The organism is Sphingomonas sp. GW821-FHT10F11 (assembly GCF_058809095.1).
Window position 1 is genome coordinate 1 of the sequence record NZ_JBXASH010000017.1, and the last position, 2,500, is coordinate 2,500.

At 54.4% G+C, this 2,500-nt stretch carries 1 tRNA gene and 2 rRNA genes (1 of these 3 cut by a window edge); all 3 read right to left on the reverse strand.

Annotated features, from left to right (window positions below):
• Positions 1-10: 10 nt before the first annotated feature.
• Positions 11-87 (reverse strand) — tRNA-Met (locus tag AC1RT8_RS24630).
• A gap of 99 nt (positions 88-186) precedes the next feature.
• A 5S ribosomal RNA gene (gene rrf / locus AC1RT8_RS24635) occupies positions 187-301 on the reverse strand.
• Between the two features lie 204 nt (positions 302-505).
• Positions 506-2,500, reverse strand: a 23S ribosomal RNA gene (locus AC1RT8_RS24640); it runs 802 nt beyond the window's last position.

Consider the following 2,500-nt stretch of genomic DNA (forward strand, 5'->3'; position numbering starts at 1 on the left):
GGTTTGACGTTGGTTGCGGGGACAGGATTTGAACCTGTGACCTTCAGGTTATGAGCCTGACGAGCTACCGGGCTGCTCCACCCCGCGCCAAGGTTCTTGCCTCCGGCTTGTTGGGCGGGAGGGAAGGACATGTGAATGGGTTCTGATAGTTCCGTTTTTTCGTTGTGCTGTTTCACCGGCTTCAATGCCTGGCGACGACCTACTCTTCCATTGCTTGAGCAATAGTACCATCGGCGCAGTCAGGTTTCACGGCCGAGTTCGGGATGGGATCGGGTGGGGCACTGACGCTATAGCCACCAAGCAATGAGGCCGGTGAGACAGCTCCCAGGCAGTTTCCTGCCTGGGGGCAGATCCCCCAAAGAGGATCTGTCTCGAAAAACGGTTCTTAAATCGATGCACGCTTTGCCTGAATTCAGGTGTCGTTGTTTATTAGGCGTTGCAGTTCGATCATCCACAACATGAACGACGGTGCTGGTTTCCCAGGATTGTCGTTGATGGTGGGACTCTCAAGCGCAAATAGAGCAATTAGTATCGGTTAGCTCCATGCGTTACCGCACTTCTACATCCGATCTATCAACGTCGTGGTCTCCGACGGCTCTATGAAATCTTATCTCGAGGGAGGCTTCCCGCTTAGATGCTTTCAGCGGTTATCCCGTCCATACATAGCTACCCTGCTGCGCTCCTGGCGGAACGACAGGTACACCAGAGGTATGTTCAACCCGGTCCTCTCGTACTAGGGTCAACTCCTCTCAAATTTCGACGCCCACGGCAGATAGGGACCAAACTGTCTCGCGACGTTCTGAACCCAGCTCACGTACCACTTTAATTGGCGAACAGCCAAACCCTTGGGACCTGCTCCAGCCCCAGGATGTGATGAGCCGACATCGAGGTGCCAAACAACCCCGTCGATATGAGCTCTTGGGGGTTATCAGCCTGTTATCCCCGGCGTACCTTTTATCCGTTGAGCGATGGCCCTTCCACGAGGGACCACCGGATCACTATGACCGACTTTCGTCTCTGCTCGACTTGTCAGTCTCGCAGTCAGGCTGGCTTATGCCATTGCACTCTAACAGACGGTTTCCAACCGTCCTGAGCCAACCTTCGCGCGCCTCCGTTACTCTTTAGGAGGCGACCGCCCCAGTCAAACTACCCGCCACAGAGGGTCCCTGATCCAGTTTCATGGATCGAGGTTAGACATCAGAAAACAACAGGGTGGTATTTCACCTATGGCTCCACGACAGCTGGCGCCGTCGCTTCAAAGCCTCCCACCTATGCTACACAGTTCTTTCCTAATGCCACTCTGAAGCTGCAGTAAAGGTGCACGGGGTCTTTCCGTCTAACCGCGGGTACTCCGCATCTTCACGGAGAATTCAATTTCGCTGAGCATGTCCTGGAGACAGTGGGGAAGTCGTTACGCCATTCGTGCAGGTCGGAACTTACCCGACAAGGAATTTCGCTACCTTAGGACCGTTATAGTTACGGCCGCCGTTTACCTGGGCTTCATTTCGCAGCTTGCACCACTCCACTTAACCTTCAGGCACCGGGCAGGCGTCAGGCCCTATACGTCGTCTTGAAGCCGACTTAGCAGAGCCCTGTGTTTTTGCTAAACAGTCGCTACCCCCTGGCCTGTGCCCCCTCAAAGTGCTTGCGCATAGTGAGGGCCTCCTTCTTCCGAAGGTACGGAGGCAATTTGCCGAGTTCCTTCAGGACACTTCTCTCAAGCGCCTTGGTATACTCTACCTGACCACCTGTGTCGGTTTCGGGTACGGTCTATACGGTGGGGCTATTTCCTGGAACCTCTTCGAAGCCCGCCCAATCCAATAAGGGCGAACAACTCACGAGATCCGTCACACACCACCAGGCCCACGAATATTAACGTGGTTCCCATCGACTACCCCCTTCGGGCTCGTCTTAGGGGCCGGCTCACCCTGCGCGGATTAGCCTTGCGCAGGAACCCTTGGTCTTTCGGCGAGAGGGCATCTCACCCTCTTTATCGCTACTCATGTCTGCATTCGCACTTCCGATACCTCCAGGACCCATTACCAGATCCCTTCACAGGCTTACGGAACGCTCCGCTACCGCTCATCTTGCGATGAACCCTAAGCTTCGGTGCGTGTCTTGAGCCCCGTTACATCTTCGCCGCAAAACCTCTTGTTTAGACCAGTGAGCTGTTACGCTTTCTTTAAAGGATGGCTGCTTCTAAGCCAACCTCCTGGTTGTTTTGGAAGTTTCACATGCTTTCCCACTTAGACACGACTTGGGGACCTTAGCTGTAGGTCAGGGCTGTTTCCCTTTTGACGACGGACCTTAGCACCCGCCGTCTGTCTCCCGGATATTACTCGCAGGTATTCGGAGTTTGGTTAGGTTTGGTAGATCTCGCGACCCCCTAGCCCATCCAGTGCTCTACCCCCTGCGGTATTCATCCGAGGCACTACCTAAATAGTTTTCGCGGAGAACCAGCTATTTCCCGGCTTGATTGGCCTTTCACCCCTAAACACAA